Annotated in this window: 16 protein-coding genes and 1 pseudogene; 8 read left to right on the top strand and 9 right to left on the bottom strand. The window is 72.5% G+C overall.

Translation table 11 applies throughout. The features are described from left to right. Positions 1-9: 9 nt before the first annotated feature. Entirely contained in the window at positions 10-597 is a 588-nt protein-coding gene (locus ASG32_RS25525; protein WP_020092948.1) for a histidine phosphatase family protein, read from the bottom strand. A gap of 96 nt (positions 598-693) precedes the next feature. Here ASG32_RS25525 and ASG32_RS25520 point away from each other — a divergent pair, with 96 nt between their 5' ends. Together ASG32_RS25520 and ASG32_RS25515 are read left to right on the top strand one after the other, a co-directional pair. Beyond that, entirely contained in the window at positions 694-1686 is a 993-nt protein-coding gene (locus tag ASG32_RS25520) for a polyphosphate kinase 2 family protein (RefSeq protein ID WP_056531892.1), read from the top strand. A gap of 16 nt (positions 1687-1702) precedes the next feature. Next, positions 1703-2857: an AAA family ATPase gene (locus tag ASG32_RS25515; RefSeq protein WP_056531890.1), complete on the top strand. Its 1155-nt coding sequence runs from the start codon at positions 1703-1705 to the stop codon at positions 2855-2857. Positions 2858-2912: 55 nt separating this feature from the next. Here the strand turns inward: ASG32_RS25515 and fabI are convergent, their stop codons facing one another. Both fabI and ASG32_RS25505 read right to left on the bottom strand, forming a co-directional pair. Next, positions 2913-3737: an enoyl-ACP reductase FabI gene (gene fabI / locus ASG32_RS25510; protein WP_020092951.1), complete on the bottom strand. Its 825-nt coding sequence runs from the start codon at positions 3735-3737 to the stop codon at positions 2913-2915. Positions 3738-3864: 127 nt separating this feature from the next. Then, on the bottom strand, positions 3865-4785 hold the full coding sequence (locus tag ASG32_RS25505; protein ID WP_056531888.1) for a J domain-containing protein: 921 nt from the start codon (positions 4783-4785) through the stop codon (positions 3865-3867). A gap of 231 nt (positions 4786-5016) precedes the next feature. Here ASG32_RS25505 and ASG32_RS25500 point away from each other — a divergent pair, with 231 nt between their 5' ends. From ASG32_RS25500 to ASG32_RS25485, 4 genes are read left to right on the top strand one after another with little or no spacing between them, the layout of a single operon-like run. Next, entirely contained in the window at positions 5017-5400 is a 384-nt protein-coding gene (locus ASG32_RS25500) for a VOC family protein (protein ID WP_056531886.1), read from the top strand. Further along, complete coding sequence (locus ASG32_RS25495) at positions 5400-6464, top strand: iron ABC transporter substrate-binding protein (protein WP_056531884.1); 1065 nt, start codon at positions 5400-5402, stop codon at positions 6462-6464. Before ASG32_RS25500 ends, ASG32_RS25495 begins: the two co-directional genes overlap by 1 nt. Then, a complete protein-coding gene (locus tag ASG32_RS25490) occupies positions 6461-7513 on the top strand; it encodes an iron ABC transporter permease (RefSeq protein WP_056531882.1) in 1053 nt (350 codons plus the stop codon). Before ASG32_RS25495 ends, ASG32_RS25490 begins: the two co-directional genes overlap by 4 nt. Continuing rightward, complete coding sequence (locus ASG32_RS25485; RefSeq protein WP_056531880.1) at positions 7513-8286, top strand: ABC transporter ATP-binding protein; 774 nt, start codon at positions 7513-7515, stop codon at positions 8284-8286. The genes ASG32_RS25490 and ASG32_RS25485 overlap by 1 nt, the downstream gene beginning before the upstream one ends. 28 nt (positions 8287-8314) lie before the next feature. Here the strand turns inward: ASG32_RS25485 and ASG32_RS25480 are convergent, their stop codons facing one another. Continuing rightward, positions 8315-9088: a Crp/Fnr family transcriptional regulator gene (locus ASG32_RS25480; protein ID WP_056531878.1), complete on the bottom strand. Its 774-nt coding sequence runs from the start codon at positions 9086-9088 to the stop codon at positions 8315-8317. A 134-nt stretch (positions 9089-9222) separates the two neighbouring features. Then, positions 9223-10107, bottom strand: coding sequence for a GH25 family lysozyme (locus tag ASG32_RS25475; RefSeq protein WP_020092958.1), 885 nt, complete (start codon positions 10105-10107; stop codon positions 9223-9225). 202 nt (positions 10108-10309) lie between these two features. Here ASG32_RS25475 and ASG32_RS25470 point away from each other — a divergent pair, with 202 nt between their 5' ends. After that, positions 10310-10753, top strand: coding sequence for a DUF488 domain-containing protein (locus ASG32_RS25470; protein WP_020092959.1), 444 nt, complete (start codon positions 10310-10312; stop codon positions 10751-10753). 6 nt (positions 10754-10759) lie between these two features. Here ASG32_RS25470 and ASG32_RS25465 read toward each other — a convergent pair whose 3' ends face one another. From ASG32_RS25465 to ASG32_RS25450, 4 genes are all read right to left on the bottom strand, one after another. After that, positions 10760-11146 carry a hypothetical protein gene (locus tag ASG32_RS25465; RefSeq protein WP_056531876.1) on the bottom strand — a complete coding sequence of 129 codons (387 nt, stop codon included), beginning with the start codon at positions 11144-11146 and terminating at the stop codon, positions 10760-10762. A gap of 47 nt (positions 11147-11193) precedes the next feature. After that, positions 11194-11430, bottom strand: coding sequence for a hypothetical protein (locus ASG32_RS25460; RefSeq protein ID WP_082558045.1), 237 nt, complete (start codon positions 11428-11430; stop codon positions 11194-11196). Positions 11431-11573: 143 nt separating this feature from the next. Continuing rightward, entirely contained in the window at positions 11574-12491 is a 918-nt protein-coding gene (locus ASG32_RS25455) for a DNA-binding response regulator (RefSeq protein WP_056531874.1), read from the bottom strand. Next, complete coding sequence (locus ASG32_RS25450) at positions 12484-15858, bottom strand: ATP-binding protein (RefSeq protein ID WP_056531872.1); 3375 nt, start codon at positions 15856-15858, stop codon at positions 12484-12486. Before ASG32_RS25450 ends, ASG32_RS25455 begins: the two co-directional genes overlap by 8 nt. A gap of 283 nt (positions 15859-16141) precedes the next feature. On the opposite strand from ASG32_RS25450, the pseudogene ASG32_RS35375 reads away from it, so the two are divergent. Beyond that, a pseudogene (locus ASG32_RS35375) lies at positions 16142-16616 on the top strand (transporter substrate-binding protein); the annotation flags it as partial. Position 16617: the final 1 nt, after the last annotated feature.

Raw genomic sequence — 16617 nt, 5'->3', positions numbered from 1 at the left:
CGCACGGGATCAAGCCCAGCGCCAGCCACCGGGCTCGAGGATCAGGACCTCGCCCTGGCGGATGCCCAGGCGGGGCGCCGCGTAGACGTCGAGGTGGCCGAGGGCGACCAGCGCGGCCCGCGCGACGCCGCCATGGGCGACGATGACCGTGTCCCGCTCCAGCCCCGCGATCATCGGCCCGACGCGCTCGACGAGGCCGGCATAGCTCTCCGCGCCGAGGCCGGGCGGGCGGTAGTGCCAGCGGTCCCGGTCGCGGCCGGCGGCCCCGGCCGGGTCGCGGCGGCGGATCTCCGCCCAGGTGGAGCCTTCCCAGCTGCCGAAACCGATCTCCCGCAGGCGCGGGTCGACGCGGTACGCCTCGGGCGGCAGGCCGAGGGCTCCCCGCAGGATCTCCATGGTGCGCCGGGTGCGCTTGAGCGGGCTCGCGACGAAATCGGCCTCTGCCAGGGCCGGCCCCGCCGCGGCGGCGAGGCGCTCTGCCACGGCCGCGGCCTGTGCCTCCCCCTGGGCATTGAGGTCGGTGTCGCGCCCGCCCTGGAGGCGCCCCTCGGCGTTCCAGGCGGTCTGGCCGTGCCGGATGAAGTAGATCGTACCCAACCGTCTCAACCCCGTCCTGCACAGGCGTCCGGAACAGCCTGGACTACCGGCCGTTCTCGCCGGCGGTCGGCAATATCCGGAACTAGGTCCTGCCCCATGTCCAAGAAGCACGGCAAGCATCATCGCGGCCACAAACGCGGTGACGGCATGACAGGTGAGGCTGATCTGCATGGCGCCACCGTGGATCACCGCCCGTCGACGGCCCGCTGGGCCGGCAGCGTCGACAGCGTGGCCGAATCCGTCCCGGCGGCGCTCGGCCGGCACGGGCCCGTACCGATCCGCCCGGCGCCCGGCATCGTGGCGGTCGAACCGGCGGCGCCCTTCGATCTCGGCACGGTCGATCCCGACGACGTCGGCGGTCTCGACAAGGACTGGGCCAAGGACGCCCTCGCCCAGGAGCGGGCGCGCATCGTCGCCCTCCAGGAGCGCCTCTACGCGGAGCGCGCCCGGAGCCTCCTGCTGGTGTTCCAGGCGATCGACACGGGCGGCAAGGACGGCACGATCCGGTCGGTGCTCAAGGGGGTGAACCCCCAGGGCTGCGCGGTGGCCTCGTTCAAGGTGCCCTCGAGCGAGGAGCTCGATCACGACTTCCTGTGGCGCTACCACGCCCGGGTGCCGGGGCGCGGCATGATCGGTGTGTTCAACCGCAGCCACTACGAGGACGTGCTCGTCGTGCGGGTGAAAGGCCTCGTGCCGGACGCGGTCTGGCAGAGCCGCTACGGCCGGATAAACGATTTCGAGCGCCTGCTCACCGAGTCGGGCACGACGGTCGTGAAGTTCTTCCTGCACATCTCCAAGGCGGAGCAGAAGCGACGCCTGGAGGCCCGGATCGCCGACCCCGAGAAGCACTGGAAGTTCGACCCGGCCGACCTGGTCGAGCGGAAATCCTGGGACGCCTACCAGCAGGCCTTCGCGGACGCCCTCGGCCGCTGCTCGACGCCCGAGGCGCCCTGGCTGGTGGTGCCGGCCAACCACAAGTGGTTCCGCAACTACGTGATTGCCCGGACCGTAGCGGATACGCTGGAGGCCATGGACCCGCGATTCCCCGAGGCCGCCAAAGGCATCGCGGATCTGACGGTCCCCGACTGACGCGGGAGAATCCGGGATGCTGGTGGTTCGAGAGGTCGCGGTCTCGGGCTACCGCTCGCTGCGGCGGATCGGCTTCCCGGTCGACGCGCTGTCGGTCTTCGTCGGCGGCAACGGCACCGGCAAGACCAACCTCTACCGGGCCCTGGAGCTGCTGCAGGCCGCCGCCCGGGGCACCCTCACCCGCGACCTCGCCGCCGAGGGCGGCATGGACTCCGCCCTCTGGGCCGGCCGCCGGCGGCAGGGCGAGGCCGCACGGATCCGCCTGTCGGCCACCCTGCGCCACGACACGATCGGGCAGGAATTCGTCTACGCCGTCGAGATCGGGCTGGTGCAGCAGGTCGGCGGGACGACCTTCGGTGCCGCCTTCCGGAAGGAGCCGCAGGTCAAGGCCGAGCGCCTGACGGTCCGCACCCGCGGCCGCGCGGCCGTGATCCTCGATCGCGACGGACGGAGCGGCTTCGTCCGGGACGCGGAGGGCCGCAAGCGCACCCTCGACGGTGACCTGCTGCCGACCGAGACCGCCCTCGGCAGCCTCCTCGACGCCACCGGCCATCCCGAGATCGCCGTGGTCCGCCTCGCTCTGGCGGGGTGGCGCTTCCACCACGATTTCCGGACGGACGCCGAGTCGCCCCTGCGCCGGCCCTGCCTCGCGGTGACGACGCCGACCCTCGCGTCCGACGGCGCGGACCTCGCCGCCGTCTTCGCCACCCTGGCGCATATCCGGGAGGACACGACCGAGATCGACGAGGCCGTCGACGGCGCCTTCCCGGGCGCGGCGCTCGTGCTGCCGGAGCCGGGCCGTCACGCGCGCTTCGGCCTGCGCTTCCCCGACTTCCCGGGCCGGACCTTCGATCCGCCGGAACTGTCGGACGGCACCCTGCGCTACCTCGCCCTGGCCGGCGCGCTGCTCGGCTACCGGCTTCCGCCGTTCATCGCGCTGAACGAGCCCGAAACCAGCCTGCATCCCGATCTCATGGATCCGCTGGCGCGGCTGATCGCGCGGGCCGCGGAGCGCACGCAGGTCTGGCTCGTCACGCACTCGGAGCGGCTGGCGGCCGGCATCGCGGAGCACGGGAAGGTCCGGCCGCGCACCGTCATCAAGCGCGACGGCGAGACCTGGATCGACGGGCTCACGCTCTCGGGAGAGTTCGACGAGGCGGAGGACGCGTGAGCCACGCCGGGCCGCTCACGCCTCAGGTCCGGGCCGCCGCGACGACCGACCCGTCTCAGTCCTTGTCGAGGGTGAGATCCGGCGCCTCGGGATTCTTCATGCCGACGACGTGGTAGCCGGCATCCACGTGGAGGATCTCGCCGGTCATGCCGGCCGCCATGTCGGAGACGAGGTAGGACGCGGTCTCCCCGACCTCCCCGATCGTCACGGTCCGACGCAGGGGCGCGTTGTACTCGTTCCACTTCAGGATGTAGCGGAAATCGCCGATCCCGGAGGCCGCGAGGGTCTTGATCGGGCCGGCCGAGATGGCGTTGACCCGGATGTTCTTCGGGCCGAGATCGGCCGCGAGGTAGCGCACCGACGCCTCCAGGGCCGCCTTGGCGACGCCCATCACGTTGTAGTGGGGCATCCACTTCTCGGCGCCGTAATAGGTCAGCGTCACCAGCGAGCCGCCCGGGCGCATGATCTTCTCGGCGCGCTGGGCCACGGCGGTGAACGAGTAGCAGGAGACCAAAAGCGACTTGGTGAAATTGTCCTCGGAGGTCTCGATGTAGCGGCCGGTCAGTTCGTCCTTGTCGGAGAAGGCGACGCAGTGGACGACGAAGTCGATGCCGTCCGGGAAGACCCTGGCGGCCTCCGCGAAGACCGCGTCGATCGTGGCCGCCTCAGTGACGTCGCAGTGCCCGATCACGTGGGCGTCGAGTTCCTTGGCCAGGGGCTCGACACGCTTGCGCAGGGCGTCGCCCTGGTAGGTGAAGGCCAGTTCGGCCCCGTGGGCGCGGGCGCTGCGGGCGATGCCCCAGGCGATCGAGCGGTTGTTGGCGACCCCGAGGACGATCCCCCGCTTGCCCGCCAGAAGGCCCTGCCCGTGTTCCGCCATGATCGATCCCGAAGCCGCGCGACCCCTCTCGGGGCCGGGGGGCCTCCTTAGCGGAGGCGGCCCGGCGACGGAAGTCCGGGACGCCGCCGAGCACCTTCATGCGCGCCCCGGTGGCTACGCCGGCGCGTCAGGCCGCGTTGGCCGCCCGGCGGCCGCGGGCGAATTCGGTCAGTGCCGCGTCCTCGCCCTCCGGCAGGACGATCGCCGTCGTGGCGAACAGGTCGCCGCGGGTGCCGTCCTTCTTCGGAAGCCCCTTGCCGCGCAGGCGGAAGGTGCGGCCGGAACTCGTCATCGCCGGGATCTTCATCTCGACGGCGCCGGTGAGCGTCGGCACGCGGATCGTGCCGCCGAGCACGGCATCCTCCAGCGGAACGTCGACGCTGGTGCGCAGGTCGGCCCCCTCGACGGTGAAGCGCGGGTGCGGCCGGATCCGGATGGTGAGGAGGGCGTCGCCCGGCTCGGCCCGGAGGCCGCCACTCTGGCCGAGGCCGCGAAGCCGGATGGTCTGGCCGTCGACCACGCCGCGGGGAATCACGACGTCGACCTCACGGCCCGTGGGCAGGGCGAGGCGCAGCTTCTCCTCGCTGGCGACCTGCTCCAGCGTCACCAGCAGCTCCGCGGCGACATCCTCGCCCCTGGCCGCCTGGCGCTGGCCGCCCGGACCGGCCCCGCCGGCGCGGAAGGCCTCCCCGAAAATGTGCGAGAAGATATCCTCGCCCATCCCGCCACCGCCGCCGCGCTGCGCGCGCGCCATGTTCTCGAAATCGAAATTGCCCCCGCGCCCGCCGCCGAAGCCGCCGAACCCCTCGAAGCCGGTCGCGCGCGGCTTGCCCTCGGCGTCGATCTCGCCGCGGTCGAACTGCTTGCGCTTCTCGGAATCGCCCAGGATCTCGTAGGCCGAATTCGCCTCGGCGAACCGGTCCTTGGCCTTGGCGTCGTTCTTGTTGCGATCGGGGTGGAAGTCCTTGGCGAGCTTGCGATAGGCCTTCTTGATCTCGGCCTCGCTCGCCCCCTTGGCCACGCCCAGCACGTCGTAGGGATTGCGCATGGATCTCTTGGCTGTGCGGTTGGCTGTGCGATGTGGGTTCGCAACCGGGATGTGGGATGGATGTTGCATCCCTGCAACGGTTCTGGCGGCGAAAGTCTGCGGGTTCGGGCCGAACGTCAAGCGGCCGATCTCGCCGCGGCTCCGCGCCGGCCCTATCGTCGGACACGGCGCAAAACGGCGCCTCCGGGCCGAGGGCCGCGCCCGTCTGAATCAACTGAAACCGGAGAGCCGATGCACTACGCCTGCGACCACCTCCACCTGCGCAGCCGCGACGCTGTCGCGGCCGCATCCTTCTACGTCGAGACCTTCGGGGCCCGGGAGGTGAAGCGCGTCGGCGCGGACCCGGTGCAGCGCGTCGTGCTCGACCTCGGCGGCCTCGCCGTCTTCATCGAGCAGGCCCCGGACGAGATCGCGCCGGCGACCGCCACGCCCTGCCTCGGGATCGAGCATTTCGGGCTGCGCGTCGCCGACATCGAGGCCGCGATGGCCGATCTCACCGCCCGGGGCGTGCCCGTGCGGACTGGCGTCACGGAGCGCGGCCCCGGCCTGCGGATCGCCTTCGTAGAGGGCCCCGACGGGGCGCTGATCGAGATCCTGGAGCGGAAATCCGCCTGATGGCGCCGCGACCCGCGCGCCGCCGCGCCCTCACCGCGGCGCTGATCCTGCTGCTGGCGGCGTCCAGCGGGGCGGCGGCGCGCCCGTTCACGGACGCGGCCGGCCGCACGGTCGAACTCCCCGAACGGGTCGGGCGGGTGCTCGCCGCGGGACCGCCGGCCGCGGTGCTCCTCTACACGCTGGCGCCCGACCTCATGGCCGGCTGGGTGAGCGCCCCGCATCCCGAGGCGCTGCCCTTCCTCGCGCCCCGGACCCGGGCCCTCCCCGCCTACGGCCGCCTGACCGGGCGCGGCGGCACGGCGAACGTCGAGGCGGTGCTGGCCGCCAAACCGGACCTGATCGTGGATTCGGGCAGCCTCGGGCCGACCTACGCTTCGCTCGCCGACCGGGTCCAGGCGCAGACCGGGATCCCCTACATCCTGCTCGACGGCAGCTTCGCGAAGACCCCGGAGGCGTATCGGCAGCTCGGCGCGGCCCTGGGCCGTCAGTCCGACGCGGACGCCCTGGCGGCGGAGGCCCAGAGCCTCGCCGACACGGTGGACCGCGCCGTCGCGACGGTCCCGGAGGACAAGCGGCCGCGGGTCTACTACGCGCGCGGGCCGCGCGGGCTGGAGACGGGGTTCGCCGGCTCGATCAACACCGAGCTGGTCGAGGCCGCCGGCGGCCGCAACGTCGCGCAGGACGGGGGCGGCCGCCTCGGCAACGTCTCGCCCGAGCAGGTGCTCGCCTGGAACCCCGACGTGATCGTCACCCTCGACCCGGCCTTCGCGGCCGGGCTGCGCGCCGACCCGCTGTGGCGGGACGTCCGGGCCGTGCAGACCGGGCGGGTCTACGTGGCGCCGCTCCAGCCTTTCCCGTGGTTCGACGCCCCGCCGGGGGTCAACCGGCTGATCGGCCTGCGCTGGCTGGCGGCCCGACTTCATCCGGACCTGTTCCCGCAACCGATGCCCGAGGTGGTGCGCGCCTTCTACGGCCGCTTCTACCATGTCGACCTCGATGCCGGTCAGGCCGACGCCCTCCTCGCCCCGACGCCACCGGGCGCGTCCCCGGGCCCGGCGCGGTGAATCGCGTCCCGGCCGCCGCCGAGACGATCCGGGCGCGCAGCCGCCTCCGCCTGCCCGCGGCGCTGCTGGCCGGGCTCGCCCTGCTGACGCTGACCGCCGTGGCGCTGGCGGTCGGCAAGTACCCGGTCGCGCCCGCCGACCTCGCCGCGATCCTCGGCCACCGCCTGCTCGGGCTGCCCCTCCGGGTTCCGGCGACGGCGGAGACGGTCGTGATGCAGGTGCGCCTGCCCCGGGTGATCGCCGCGCTGGTCGTCGGCGCGGCCCTGTCGGCCGCGGGGGCGACCTACCAGGGCCTGTTCCGCAACCCGCTGGTCTCGCCCGACATCCTCGGCGTCTCAGCCGGCGCCGGGCTCGGCGCCGTGCTGGGGATCTATCTCGGCCTGCCGGTGGCACCGATCCAGGCCCTGGCCTTCCTGGGCGGGCTCGGCGCTGTCGCGGCGGTGTACGGCGTCGGCCTCGCCGTGCGGCGGCACGACCCGGTCCTGACGCTGGTCCTCGCCGGGGTCGCGGTCGGCGCGGTGCTCGGGGCGGGCATCTCGCTCCTCAAGGTGCTGGCCGATCCCTACAACCAGCTGCCGGCGATCACCTTCTGGCTCCTCGGCAGCCTGTCCTCGGTCACCCTCGGCGACGTCGCCGCCACCCTGCCGATGCTGCTTCTCGGCCTCGTGCCGCTGGTGCTGCTGCGCTGGCGCATGAACCTGATGAGCCTCGGCGACGCGGAGGCGCGGGCCCTCGGCGTGGAGACGCGGGTGCTGCGCCCCGTCCTGATCGCCGGCGCGACCCTGATCACGGCGGCGGCCGTGGCGATGACCGGGGTCATCGGCTGGATCGGGCTGATCGTGCCGCACGTCGCCCGGCTGCTGGTCGGGCCGGACTACCGCCGCCTGCTGCCCGCCTCGCTGGTCCTCGGGGCGGGCTACCTCGTGCTGGTCGACCTGATCGCCCGCAATCTGGGCACCGTCGAGGTACCCCTCGGCATCCTGACAGCCCTTGTCGGGGCGCCGTTCTTCCTCTGGCTGCTGGCGTCCGGGCGCCGGGGCTTCAGCTGATGCTGCTCCGGGTCCGGGACCTCGCCTTCGGCTACGGCAGCCGGATCGTCGGCCACGACGTGTCGTTCGACCTCGCCGCCGGCGAGGTGCTGTGCCTCGTCGGGCCGAACGGCGGCGGCAAGACCACGCTGTTCCAGACGCTGCTCGGCCTGCTGCCCGCCCGCGCCGGGCGGGTGATCCTCGACGGCACCGACCTGTCGCGCCTGTCGCGGAAAGCCGTCGCCCGCACCATCGCCGCCGTGCCGCAGGCGCACGCGGCGTACTTCCCGTTCACGGTGCGCGAGGTCGTCGTGATGGGCCGGGCGAGCCGGCTCGGCCCGTTCGCCGCCCCCGGGCCGTCGGACGTCGCGGCCGCCGAGCGGGCGCTGGCCGCGCTCGGGATCGGGCATCTCGCCGATCAGGTCTACACCGAGATCAGCGGCGGCGAGCGCCAGCTCGCGCTGATCGCGCGGGCGCTCAGCGGCGAGCCGCGGCTCCTCGTCATGGACGAGCCGACCGCGAGCCTCGATTTCGGCAACCAGGCCCGCGTCCTCGGGCAGGTCCGCCGCCTCGCCCAGGCCGGCATCGCCGTGCTGTTCTCGACGCACGATCCCGGGCACACCCTGCTCTGCGCCGACCGCCTCATCGCCCTGCACGCGGGCCGCCTCGTCGCCGACGGGCCCGCCGCCGCGACGGTCACGCCGGAATTGCTGCGGCTGATCTACGGGATCGACGTGGTGGTGGCGCCGGTGCCGGGCCTCGCGGCGCCGGTCTGCGTGCCGGTCGTTGCCTGACGTGGTCGACGGATCGCGGGCCGGTCCCTCACCCGGCGCGCGACAGCGTCTCGACCGGCTCGGTCCGGCTGGGCTCCTCGGCCCGGAAGACCGCGCCGAGCACCGCCTCGCACTGCATCCGCACGCGGGCGTGGCATTCGCAGGCGGCGTTCGAGACCGCCCGGCGGTCGAGGATCGTGATGCGCCCGCGGCCGACCCGGATGAGGCCCTGCTCCTGCAGCACCCGCAGGATCCGCGTGAGGTAGGTCCGCTGAACCCCCAGCATGGAGGCCAGGACCTCGTGCGTGATCGGGAGGGTGTCGCCGCCCGTCCGGTCCTGCAGCGACAGCAGCCAGCGCAGGCAGCGCTGCTCGATCGGGTGCAGGGCGTTGCAGGCCGCGATCTGGAACAGCTGAGCCAGGAAGCAGTCGGCGTAGCGCGCGAACAGGTCGCGGAGCGTCGATGACTCGAGCTCGGCCTGCCGGAGCCGCGCCGCGTCGAGGCGCAAAGCCGCCCCGCCGATCTGCGCCAGCCCGCTGACCGCGGGCGGCAGCCGCCCCTCGCCGATGATCCCGCCGATCGCGCCCTCGTGCCCGACGCTCGCGATCTCGGCCGTCCGGCCGTCCCGCGTGGCGACGATCAGCGCCACGACGGTCTGGTCGCGGGGGAAGATGACGTGGCTCGCCGCGGCGCCCGCCGCCAGCGCCGTATCCCCCTTGGCGAAGGTCACCGGCTCCAGGTGGGGGGCGATCAGGGCGCGATCCGAACCCGGCAGCGCGTCGAGGAGCAGGTTGCCGGTGGAGGCGGCAGAGTCGATCGGCATGGGGGACGGAGAGGTGCGGGAGGAGAGTCTCCCGTCAGGATCCTCTCGGGCTCGCCCGCCGGTGCGCGGGCCCGTCAGCCATACCCCGCGCTCTACGTCCTTGAACTAACCTAGGTTTCGCCGACGCCTTTCATCTACTTGTCCGTGCAGAGCCCCTGCTCGGAGAGCCGCTTGTGCTCGCGCGGGTCGCAGTCGGTCGTCAGGAACGAGGCCCATTCGGACGGGGTGCCGTAGAAGGCGTTGCGGTCGACGTCGCCGCGCACGCCCGGAACCCGGCCCGTGGACGTGAACTGCCACAGCATCCACTTGCGGTTGACGAAGCGCTGCTCCGGCTCGGCCGCGGTGGAGCGCAGCCAGTGCGGGTAATCGGGGAGCTCGCCCTCCAGGACGTCCTTGTGGAACGTGATGTCGGTGTAGATGATCGGGCGCTTGCCGGTGTAGCGCTCCATCTCCTCCAGCATCTCGGTGACCATCGCCAGGGCCTGGGCCTTGGGCAGCTTCTTCGGGCAGGTCTGCGAGTGGCCGTTCCACTCGACGTCGAGGACCGGCGGCAGGGCGGTGGGGTCGTTGGGGACGTTCTTCTTGAACCAGTCCATCTGCTCCCGGGCGGAGCGGCACCAGAACACGAAGTGGTAGGCCCCGCGCGGCACGCCGGCCCGGGCCGCGCCGTCCCAGTTGGTCCGGAAGCGCTCGTCGACGTGGTCGCCGCCCTCGGTGGCCTTGATGAAGGCGAACTGGGTGCCGGCGGCGCGGACCGAGGCCCAGTCGACGTTGCCCTGCCACTTCGAGATATCGATGCCCTGGATCGGGTGAAGCTTGGCCTTGGCCACGCCCGGATGGGGCTTGGCGTCGCCCTTCGTCGGATAGAAGTCGTTGTTCGACGCGCAGGCGGCGAGGCCGGCCAGGATCGCGGCGGCGGCGAAGCGCCCGGCGAGACGCCGGGCCGGCTTGAGGCGACTGATCAGGCCCCGAGCGAGATCTTCGATCGGTGACCGCGAAGGCGTGTAGATCCGCGACATCAGTGTTTAGCCCGCCACCGAAGATGCGCCACAGACAGGCGTATTCGATGGCCCTGGCGCGGTTAACGGAGCTTTGCGATCATTGCGGCGGAATTCCGGGACGCGTTGCATCCCCGCGACATACGGCGTCGATCCCCGGCTGGTTCACAGGGCTGCATACGGCTAAGTCGCGGTCCCGCAACGCGAGTCCGGACGGGGCACCGTGAGTAAGCAACTCTTTACCATAGGCTACGAAGGCCTCGACTCGGAGCGCCTCGTCGGCGTCCTGCGCTCGGCCGGGGTCGCGGTGCTGGCGGATGTCCGGGCGGTGGCGAACTCGCGCAAGCGCGGCTTCTCGAAGGGCGCGCTCGGCACCTCCCTGCGCGAGGCCGGGCTCGGCTACGCGCATCTGCGCAGCCTCGGCACCCCGAAATCCGGCCGGCAGGCGGCGCGGGCCGGGGACGCGGCGCTAATGCGCCGGATCTACTGCGAGGAAGTGCTGGACACCGCTGCCGGGATCGCGGCGCTCGACGAACTCGCCGCGCTCGCCGAGGCGTCGCCGATCTGCCTGCTCTGCTTCGAGCGCGATCCGGCCGGCTGCCACCGGCGCGTGCTGGCCGAGCGCCTCGCGCCGCGGGGCTTCGTGGTCAGCGATCTCTACGGCTGAAGCGTCTCAGCGCCCGGGCAGCGGTCGCGGCTGCGGCTGCGCGCGCATGCCCAGCGCGCCGGCGAGGCGCCGGACCGGGCCGAGGGCGGCCGTCAGTCCCCGCGGCGCGGCCCCGCGGGGCGCGCGTGGCCGGCGCCGGTCGGCGTCGGGCACCGGCTCGACCGGCAGGTACAGCGTGTCGAAGAAGGACATCTCGAGCAGCACGGCGCCGTCGTCGTCGGTGATCACCATCGCGGCCTCCATGAGGCGCGGGTCGCCGCCGTGCTGACGCATCAGCCCCTGCACGATCGTGCGCGCGGTCGACCGGGCGGCCTCGACATCCTCGACCCACTGGGCCGCCGAGGCCGGGAGCGAGGCGTTGCCGAGGCGGATGGTGAAGTGCGCGCGGACCATGGAGCGCTCCTGGGAGGGGACCGGCGGGGCGCCGCCGGCAACGGGTGTCAGGCGGCCTGGGCGTCGTCGACCGCTTCGGCGACGCTCGCGCTGTCGGCCTCGGATCTCTCGGCCGCGGATTTCGGATCGAAGGCGTCCGCGAGCAGGCCGAGGCGCCGCGCCATGTCCCGCACCTCGTTGAGGGCGATCGACTTCTGGCCTTCCTTCACCGCCCGCGTGATGTCGCTGACCTGGGTGGTGGCGATCCGCTTCAGTTCGTCGGCGAGCTGCTGGCTGGTCATCATCGCATCCGGACTCGGCTTGTCGGGCTGAGCCGGGACCGTGGGGCGGCGGGGCTTACCAAGGCGTTTCGCCGAGGATCGACGCCTGTGGACAAGCTTGGGGATCCGCGGCCGGCGCAACCCTGCCGACCGGCTTCCGCGCGGGCTCAATCCTGCAGGTGCCGCGCCGCGATGATCGAGGCGGCCGTGCGGTTCTCCACGCCGAGCTTCGCGTAGATGCTCTCGAGGTGCTTCGTCACGGTCCGGTGGCTGAGCCCGAGGATCTCGCCGATGTCGCGGCTCGACTTGCCCCGGGACAGCCAGAGGAGGACCTCCGCCTCGCGTCCGGTGACCGGCAGGCGCACCCGCAGCCGCTCGACCCCCGCCGACAGCGCGTCGCGCGACAGGCGGAGCAGGATCTCGTCCGGGGTGCGGCCGATGAAGCTCAGGGCGTAGGCGACGCCGTCGCGATCGGTCAGCGCGAGGGGCTGGGCGGCGCCGGCGAGGCAACCGCGCAGCCACTCGCGGGCGCCTGCGGGCAGCGCGGGGGCGCCGGAAGGTACCGCGCCGAGCCCGGCGAGCAGGCGTCCGGCCTGCGGGGTCGACCACAGGATCGTGCCGTCCTCGGCGACCGCGAACAGGGTCCGCCCGGCCGTGTCGAGGGCGGTCCGGGCGCTCTGCGCGGCGCGGGCGCTCGCGAGATGCACGCGGATCCGGGCCAGGATCTCGTCGGGGGCGATGGGCTTCGTGACGTAGTCGATCCCGCCGGCGGAGAGCCCCTTCACGATGTGCTCGGTCTCGCTCAGCCCGGTCATGAAGATCACCGGCACGCCGGCGAGCTGCGGCTTGGCCTTGAGCCGCCGGCAGGTCTCGAACCCGTCGAGGCCCGGCATCACCGCGTCGAGGAGGATCACGTCGGGGGTGATCTCGTCCACCAGGGTCAGGGCGAGGTCGCCGCCGACCGCGACCAGCACGGTGGCGCCGGACCGCTCGATCGCCTCGGTGAGGAAGCTCAGCGTGTCGGGCGAATCGTCGATCACCAGGACGATGTCCCGGTGCGGCTGGACCTTCGGCGCCTCAGTCATGGCGGGCGAGTTCCTGCAGGACCGCGAGGTAGCGGCGAAGGTCGTATCCCTCGACGAGCCCGCGCATCCGGGCGACGAAAGCGGGCGGCACGGTCGCGTCCTGCTCCATCTGGGTCAGCTTGGCCTCTATGGCGCGGATATGCCCGATCCGGCCGAGGCGCAGGAGCTCGCCGACATGCTCGGGCCCCGGCCCCGGGACGTCCGCCGCGGCCGCGGCCGCCCCGGACCGCCCCGGCGCGGCGCCCTCGGTCCATTCGAGGTGCAGGAGCTTGCCGATCCGCTCCATCACGTCGCGCAGGTCGAAGGGCTTGGCGAAGATCGCGTCGTGCGGGGCGTCGTCGCCCCGGGTCGGGCTGATCTCGTGGACGTTGGCGGACATCATGGCGATCGGGCCGGTATGCCCGGCCTGCCGCAGGGCCGCCGCCGCCGCCCAGCCGCTCATCCCGGGCATCGCGATGTCGAGGAGGATCAGGTCGATGCCGCCCTGCGCGACCGTCGCGAGGCACTCGGATCCGGAGCCGGCCTCCCGCACGGAGATGCCCTGCGGCTCCAGGATCGCCCGCATCAGCGCGCGGTGAGCGCTGTCGTCGTCGGCGACCAGAACGGTGCGGCGCGCGCCCGCGTAGGCCCGCTCCGGGGGTGCGGCCGGCGCGGCCGGGGCGATCGGCGCGGGCTGGGCCACGGAGGCCAGCATCAGGCGCAGCCGCGCCTGCGTGCCGCCGCCGGGGGCGGCGGTGACGGTGATCTCACCGCCCAGCAGCTGCGCCAGCAGGTTGGCGATGGTGAGCCCGAGCCCGGTCCCCGGCGTGCTGCGGGCGCCCGGGGTCGAGCCGCGCTCGAACGGCTCGAAGATCCGCGCGAGGTCCGCCTCCGGGATGCCCGGCCCGGTGTCGCGGATCGTGAACACCGCGATCTGGCTCCGGTAGCTGAGGTCCAGCGAGACGGTGCCGGCTTCCGTGAACTTGATGGCGTTCGACAGGAGATTGAGCAGCACCTGCCGCAGGCGCTTCTCGTCGGTGGCGACCACCGCCGGCAGGATCTCGGGCCTTGAGAACCGGAACTCCAGTCCGGCCTCCCGCGCCTGGAGGCGGACCATGTCGACCAGCTGGTCGAGGAAGTCGGTCAGCCGGACCTCGTCGCGGTGGATCTGGAGGCGCCCGGCCTCCATGCGCGAGATGTCGAGGAGGCCGTCGATCAGGCCCGACAGGTGCTGGGCGCTGCGCCGGATCACCCGCAGGCCGTTGACGCGGTGGGCCGGGATCGCGGGGTCGGATTCGAGCAGCTGGGCGTAGCCGAGCACCGTGGAGAGCGGCGTTCGCAGCTCGTGGCTGATCCCGACCACGTAGCGGCTCTTGGCCTGGTTGGCGGCCTCGGCCCGCTCCTTGGCCTCCTGCAACTTGGCGTCGGTGACCTTATGGGCGGCGATCTCGGCCTGGTAGAGCGCGGTCTGGCGCATCGTCTCGGCCTGGGCGACGCGCCGGCTCTCCTGGGCGAGCACGAACAGCCACGCCACGACGCCGAGGATCACCACCAGGGTGAAGAACACGCTGGTCAGCGCCGTGCGCAGGAACTCGCGATTCTCCGGGTGGGCGATCGTCGCGCCCGCGTGCACGATGCCGAGGATCAGGCCGATCACCGCGCAGAGCGTCAGCATCACCGCGAGGTAGCGGCCCAGTGGCGCGCCGATCCAGGCAGCGGTGCGGCCCGGCAGGATCCGCGCGACGGCGGCCTGCGCCTGCACCTCCAGGCGCCCGTGGGGCTTGCACAGGTCACCGCAGCGGGCGTCGAGCGAGCAGCAGAGGGAGCAGATCGGGGCGTCGTAGGCCGGGCAATGGGCCATGTCCTCGCCCTCGAAGGGCAATTCGCAGACCCGGCAGACCACCTCGGCCGCGCCCCAATCCCGCTTCGGGACCCGCGCCAGGTACCAGCGCCCCGCCGTCGCCCAGGCGATCGCCGGCGCGGCGCAGAACGCGATCGCCAGGGTCAGCAATGGCGCGAAGGGCTGCAGGGTCGCGCCGAGCCAGCCGACATAGGCCGCGCCCCCGGCCGCGAGGGATAGCGCCATGGCGCCGGTCCCCACGGGATTCACCGCGTAGAGATGGGCGCGCTTGAACTCGATGCCCGGGGGCGAGAGTCCGAGCGGCTTGTTGACCGCGAGGTCGGCGGCGAGCGCGCCGACCCAGGCCGAGACCACGGAGGCGTAGAGTGGCAGGGTGCTCTCGATGGTCTTGTCGATGCCGAGCTCCATCAGGAGCACCGCGATGGCGACGTTGAACACGAGCCAGACCACCCGTCCCGGATGGCTGTGGGTCAGGCGCGAGAAGAAGTTCGACCACGCGATCGAGCCGGCATAGGCGTTGGTCAGGTTGATCTTGAGCTGCGACACGAGGACGAACAGCCCGGTGAGCAGCAGCGCCGCCCGGCTCCCCTCCCCCGTCAGGTAGCCGAAGGCCACCGCGTACATGCGGGTCGGCTCGGCGGCGTGCTCGGCGGGGACGCCGTGCCCCAGCGCAAGGACCGCCAGCGCGGCGCCGAGCAGGATCTTCAGCATCCCGGGCAGGATCCAGCCAGCGCCGCCCGAGAGGACGGCGAGCCACCAGCGGCGGTCGCGCGGGCCCCGCGGCTCCGGCACGAAGCGCAGGAAGTCGACCTGCTCGCCGACCTGGGCGAGCAGCGCCAGCAGGACCCCGGTGGCGAGACCGAAGCGCGCGAGGTCGAAGCCGCCCCCGGCGCCGTCGAGGCCCGGGTAGCCGGCGAGCGCCCGCAGCGGCCCCGCGCCCTGCGCCGCCACGAAGATCAGCGGCAGCAGGCTCAACCCGATCCAGATCGGCTGCGTCCAGATCTGGAACCGGCTGATCAGCCGGATCCCGTAGACGACGAGGGGAATCACCGCCCCGGCGCAGAGCAGGTAGCCGACGCCGAGCGGCAGCCCGAAGCAGAGCTGCAGCGCCAGCGCCATGATCGCCGCCTCGATGGCGAAGAACAGGAAGGTGAAGCTCGCGTAGATCAGCGAGGTGACGGTCGAGCCGAGATAGCCGAAGCCGGCGCCCCGGGTGAGCAGGTCCATGTCGACGCCGTAGCGGGCGGCGTAGACCGTGATCGGCGCCGCCGTGGCGAAGATGATCAGGCCGACGACCAGCACGGCCGCCACCGTGTTGGGAAATCCCGCTGTGAGCGCCAGCGTCCCGCCGATCGCCTCCAGCGCGAGGAAAGAGATCGAGCCGAGGGCCGTCTGCGCCACCTCGAGGCTCGACCAGCGCCGCGCCTTCTTAGCGGTGAAGCGGAGGGCGTAATCCTCCAGCGTCTCGTCGGCGACGAAGCGGTTGTAGTCCCGGCGGATGGGGATGATGCGCTGCGGACCGCTCATCGGGCCCCGGCCGGGACGATCAGCCCGTCGTGCCCGGGCAGCGTCGCGCACGGGCGGCCGCGCGACGCGCGCGCGCGCGAAAGACCGGGCACCGGAGCGGTGCTCCCACTATTCGCGCTCTCAGCCACCCCGACCTCAAAGTATTCCGCCGCGATGGTGCGGCGCATGCAAGACCACGGCCATACGCAAAATCGCGTATAGGCCGCACTGCAACCCAGGACCTAGCCTGCGCTCGTCGATCCGGGCCGCCTCTCAAGGCCCGGACGCGAACAGGGTCAGGCACATGGCAGACGACACCGAGACCGGCGCCGATCACGGCTTGCGCTCCCCGCTGCGGCGCAGGCTGCTCATGGGATTGGCCGGCGCCCCGGCGCTGGCGCTGTTGCCGCGCACCGCCTGGGCGGCGCCGCCGACCGCGGCGGTCAACACCACGGGCCTCGCGGTTACCGACAGCGAGGTGACGGTCGGCATCCTGCACTCGGTAACCGGCACGATGGCGATCTCGGAGACGGGCGCGCAGGAAGCGGAGAAGCTGGCGATCCAGCAGATCAACGACGCCGGCGGCGTGCTCGGCCGCAAGATCAAGATCATCCAGGAGGACGGCGCCTCCGACTGGCCGACCTTCGCCGAGAAGGCCAAGAAGCTCCTCGTCAACGACCACTGCGCCGCCGTGWTSGGCTGCTTCACCTCGGCCTCGCGCAAGGCGGTGCTGCCGGTCTTCGAGCAGTACAACGGCCTGCTGTACTATCCGACCTTCTN

Source organism: Methylobacterium sp. Leaf361 (genome assembly GCF_001424445.1).
Lineage (GTDB): Bacteria > Pseudomonadota > Alphaproteobacteria > Rhizobiales > Beijerinckiaceae > Methylobacterium.
This window is presented reverse-complemented; position numbering and strand designations above follow the sequence as displayed.

Coding starts and splice junctions, on each gene's coding strand:
- ASG32_RS25450 (WP_056531872.1), bottom strand. CDS start 15,858: ATGAGCGGTCCGCAGCGCATCATCCCCATCCGCCGGGACTACAACCGC.
- ASG32_RS25500 (WP_056531886.1), top strand. CDS start 5,017: ATGCACTACGCCTGCGACCACCTCCACCTGCGCAGCCGCGACGCTGTC.
- ASG32_RS25475 (WP_020092958.1), bottom strand. CDS start 10,107: ATGTCGCGGATCTACACGCCTTCGCGGTCACCGATCGAAGATCTCGCT.
- ASG32_RS25485 (WP_056531880.1), top strand. CDS start 7,513: ATGCTGCTCCGGGTCCGGGACCTCGCCTTCGGCTACGGCAGCCGGATC.
- ASG32_RS25465 (WP_056531876.1), bottom strand. CDS start 11,146: ATGGTCCGCGCGCACTTCACCATCCGCCTCGGCAACGCCTCGCTCCCG.
- fabI (WP_020092951.1), bottom strand. CDS start 3,737: ATGGCGGAACACGGGCAGGGCCTTCTGGCGGGCAAGCGGGGGATCGTC.
- ASG32_RS25460 (WP_082558045.1), bottom strand. CDS start 11,430: ATGATGACCAGCCAGCAGCTCGCCGACGAACTGAAGCGGATCGCCACC.
- ASG32_RS25520 (WP_056531892.1), top strand. CDS start 694: ATGTCCAAGAAGCACGGCAAGCATCATCGCGGCCACAAACGCGGTGAC.
- ASG32_RS25455 (WP_056531874.1), bottom strand. CDS start 12,491: ATGACTGAGGCGCCGAAGGTCCAGCCGCACCGGGACATCGTCCTGGTG.
- ASG32_RS25515 (WP_056531890.1), top strand. CDS start 1,703: ATGCTGGTGGTTCGAGAGGTCGCGGTCTCGGGCTACCGCTCGCTGCGG.
- ASG32_RS25505 (WP_056531888.1), bottom strand. CDS start 4,785: ATGCGCAATCCCTACGACGTGCTGGGCGTGGCCAAGGGGGCGAGCGAG.
- ASG32_RS25495 (WP_056531884.1), top strand. CDS start 5,400: ATGGCGCCGCGACCCGCGCGCCGCCGCGCCCTCACCGCGGCGCTGATC.
- ASG32_RS25480 (WP_056531878.1), bottom strand. CDS start 9,088: ATGCCGATCGACTCTGCCGCCTCCACCGGCAACCTGCTCCTCGACGCG.